Source organism: Gemmatimonadales bacterium (genome assembly GCA_035502185.1).
GTDB lineage: Bacteria > Gemmatimonadota > Gemmatimonadetes > Gemmatimonadales > JACORV01 > Fen-1245.
In genome coordinates this window covers 1-3,443 of the sequence record DATJUT010000012.1, presented here as the reverse complement: position 1 = coordinate 3,443, position 3,443 = coordinate 1, and the positions used below count along the sequence as shown (strand labels likewise).

Here is a 3,443-nt window from a genome sequence, read left to right as displayed (position 1 = left end):
GCCTCCAGCGTGTCCGTCATCGCGCGCTCCTCTGGTAGACCGGGACGCCGCCCAGGACGGTCATCACGACCTGCGTCTCGAGGATCGTCTCCGGCGCCGCCGTCATGATGTCCCGGTCCAGCACGGTGAAGTCGGCGTACTTCCCCGGCGTCAGCGAGCCGGCCACCTGCTCCATGAAGGCTGCGTAGGCCGGCCAGATCGTCAGGCTGCGCAGCGCCTCGTCACGCGTCATCCGCTCGGCCGGAAACCAGCCGCCCGCCGGCCAGCCGTCCGCGTCCTGCCGCGTGACGGCGGCATGGAACCGGATCATCGGGTTCACGGCCTCCACCGGAGCGTCGGTGCCGTTGGGGATCACCACTCCGGTGTTGAGCAGCGAGCGCCACGCGTACGCCCCCAGCACCCGGGTCGGCCCCAGCCGGTTGGCGATCCAGTACATGTCGCTGGTCTGGTGGCTGGTCTGCATCGAGGGGATCACGCCGAGCGCGGCGAACCGCGGGATGTCCTGGCGGCTCAGCACCTGGGCGTGCTCGATCCGGAAGCGATGATCGGCGACGGGCACGCTGTCGAGCGCCGCCTCGTAGGCGTCCAGCGTGAGCCGGTTGCCGCGATCGCCGATGGCGTGGGTGCACACCTGGAACCCGTGGCGCAGCGCCTCGATGGCGATCCGCCGGATCTCGTTGGTGTCGGTCACCAGCAGGCCGCGGTTCCCGGGGTCGTCGCTGTAGTCCTCGAGCAGCGCCGCGCCGCGCGAGCCCATCGCGCCGTCCGCATACAGCTTGATGGCGCGGATCCACAGGTGCCCGTCGTCGAGCGCCTGTTGCGGGCCGCGGCGGAAGGCGCTGGCCACGTCGTCGCTGTCGCCCGCCACCATCACGTAGTCGCGGAGGGAGAAGCGGCCGGCCCGGGCCAGCTCGTGGTACAGGGCGATGGTGCCGTCCGTGACGCCGGGGTCGTGAATGCCCGTCAGGCCCCAGCGGTTGACCTCGGCGACCGCGGCCACGATGCGCGCGCGCAGCTCCTCGGCGGACGGCGGGGGCACCGCGCGCTCCACCAGAGCCATCGCGTTGTCCACCAGCACGCCGGTCGGCGACCCGTCCGCGTTCCGGACGATGCGCCCCCCCGGGGGATCAGGCGTCGCAGCGGTGATGCCAGCGGCCTCGAGCGCACGGGCGTTCGCCAGCAGGGCGTGCCCGTCCACCCGCCGCAGGGCGACGGGGTGGTCGGGCACCGCGCGGCTCAGAGCCTCCTCGGTCGGGAAGCGGGTGTCGGGCCAGGCGTTCTGGTCCCAGCCGCGGCCCATGATCCACTCGCCCGCGGTCGCGGCGCGCGCCCGCGCGACCACCCGGTCGACCACGGTCGCGTAGCTGCGGGTGCCGGTGAGGTCCACCGTGCGCAGCGCCGTGCCGAGGCCGAGCAGGTGGAGGTGCGCATCCACGATGCCGGGGATCACGGTCGCATCGCCCAGGCGCAGCATCCGGGTCCGCGGCCCGCTCAGCGCCATCGCCTCGCGCTCGCTCCCCGCGAATGCGATCAGCCCCCCGCGGACCGCCAGGGCCTCCACCGTCGGCCGGTCGGGGTCCACGGTGTAGATGTGGCGCGCGGTGACGATGAGGTCGGCCGCCGCGGCGGGGCCGCCCGCGCTGGTCTGGGCCCGCACCACCCCGGCGGCGAGCAGGAAGGCGGCCGTCCCGGCGATCACACGTGTCATGGCATTGCCCGCAGGGTTGGGAGTGGGAGCGGCCGCGCAACGGTCGTTCTCTGGCCGCGGCCCGCCGCCCGTATAATATTGGCGCACGGCGGGAAACGCCCAGCGGGCGCGCGACCGCGCGCCGGAGCCCTCGAGCCATGAGACCACGACACCTGACGCTGCTTGCCGTCCTGCTCGTGGCGGAGGCGTGCACGGACGCCACCTCACCCAAGCTCACGCTCACGGTCGTGCCGGCGAGCCGGAGTCTCGGGATCAGCCAGGACAGCATCGCCGTGACGCCGGATTCGGCCCTGGTCACGCTGACGGGTGCGGGGTCGGCGACGGCGGCGTGGACGGCGACGCACGGCTCGAGCGCCTGGCTGACGATCGTGACCGCGGGCGGAACGGGCTCGGCGGTCCTGCGCTGGGTGGTGGACCCCATCTACCTGGCCCCGGGTACGTACGTGGACACGATCACGATCAGCGCGGACGGCGCGATCGGCAGCCCGGCGCGCATCGTGGACAGCCTCACGGTGTCGGGCGCGGCCGCGCAGTTCATCACCGTGCGCCGGCCGTGGCTGCCCGGCGAGCAGGATTCCACGATCGCGGCGGCGACGCGCAACCACACCACGCTGCCCTACGTCGGCGACCTCTCGGATCTGGCGGCGCAGCTTTATGCGGGGGACTCGGTGACCGTGGTGGTGCCGAATCCGGCCTACGCGGCCGCTCGCGCCGGCGGTCCGGAGCATGCGGCCCAGTTCGCCGCCGGCTGGGGCGCCGTCGGCGTCTCGATCTCGATCCAGGACCACTCGAGCACGCCGTGGGACACCCTCAGCTGGCTGGGCGTGATGTGGTGGAACCCGGCGGACTCGACCTGGAAGGGGTGGACCATCGCCGCCACCAAGGCGACCACGATCGCGCTCACCAACGTCTCGACCACCGCGTTCGACGCGTCTGGGGCCACGTCCGGCGCCGGCGGCGGGGAGGCCCAGCAGTCGACGGGCACCTACTGGCAGGCCAGCTCCGGCCAGCTCCAGATCAACAGGAACAGCAGCTGCGGCTCGACGACCACCGTTCCCTCGGGCGTGTGGAAGGGCGGCACCACGCGGACCTGCACCTTCGGCGGGCGCCTCGTCACCCTGTCCATGCCCCGCGTGACGGGCTCGACGTCGCCCACGACGCAGACGATCAACTTCGACTTTCGCACCGCGCGCATCACCGGCGCGCGCATCGTGTGCGTGTTCCCCTCGCCGTGCACCGGTGCGGCGGGTGCCGTGGTCGCCCGGCTCCGCGCCGCCCGCGGCCGCCCGGCGGGCTCGTAGCCATAGTGCGCTCGGGGCTCCCTCCGGTCGCCCTCGCCTTGGCGGCGCTCGCCACGGCCTGCGCTGACGTCACGACGCCGGGGCTCTCGATCGCCGCGTCGGCGAGCCGGAGCCTCGTGCTCGGCGACGGCAGCGCCGCCGTGACGCCGGATTCGGCGCTGGTCGCGCTGACGGGCGCGGGCGCGGCGGCGGCGCGCTGGACCGCGGCGCACGGCGCGAGCGCCTGGCTGACCCTCGTGACGGCCGGAGGCACGGGGTCGTCGGCCGTCCGCTGGGTCGTCGATCCCGTGTCCGTGTCGCCCGGGACGTACGTGGACACGATCACCGTCAGCGCGCCGGGTGCGGCGGGCAGCCCCGCGCGGATCGTGGACAGCCTCACGGTGGTGGGCGCTGCGGCCCAGTACGTCACGGTGCGGCGCGCCTGGCTCCCCGGC

General features: G+C 73.9%; 3 protein-coding genes. 2 read left to right on the top strand and 1 reads right to left on the bottom strand.

The window, feature by feature from the left end:
* Window positions 1–16: 16 nt before the first annotated feature.
* Complete coding sequence (locus tag VMF70_01410; GenBank protein ID HTT66662.1) at window positions 17–1,708, bottom strand: amidohydrolase; 1,692 nt, start codon at window positions 1,706–1,708, stop codon at window positions 17–19.
* Window positions 1,709–1,845: 137 nt separating this feature from the next.
* Here VMF70_01410 and VMF70_01405 point away from each other — a divergent pair, with 137 nt between their 5' ends.
* Window positions 1,846–3,009: a hypothetical protein gene (locus VMF70_01405; GenBank protein HTT66661.1), complete on the top strand. Its 1,164-nt coding sequence runs from the start codon at window positions 1,846–1,848 to the stop codon at window positions 3,007–3,009.
* A gap of 5 nt (window positions 3,010–3,014) precedes the next feature.
* A partial coding sequence (locus tag VMF70_01400; GenBank protein ID HTT66660.1) for a hypothetical protein occupies window positions 3,015–3,443 on the top strand: 429 nt, incomplete at its 3' end.